The organism is Chryseobacterium sp. SIMBA_038, assembly GCF_046535115.1.
Lineage (GTDB): Bacteria > Bacteroidota > Bacteroidia > Flavobacteriales > Weeksellaceae > Chryseobacterium.
Map to the genome: position 1 here is coordinate 1 of NZ_JAWRXH010000381.1, position 243 is coordinate 243.

A 243-nucleotide genomic window follows, 5' to 3' on the forward strand; every position below is an offset into this window, starting at 1 on the left:
CCTCAATCTTCTATCAATAGTAATGTCCCAGGGTTTATCAATACCTGGCAAAGTTGGCTGAAAATAGATAGACCAGAAGAGGCAGAAAAGGAAAAAGTTGAGGTCAAAGAGAAAGCAATTGAAGCTTTTATTGAAAATAATCCTAGAATCAGTCAGCTAAGAGAAGAAAGCTCCTACGTTGTGAAAGAAAAGAATGATGATATCTCACATTTGATGACAGAAACGTTAGCGAACCTTTATTTT

The 243-nt window shown here is 35.8% G+C and carries 1 pseudogene; it reads left to right on the forward strand.

Features of this window, described 5'->3' with window-relative positions:
- Positions 1-243 (forward strand): annotated as a pseudogene (locus SB689_RS23980) (hypothetical protein); the annotation flags it as partial.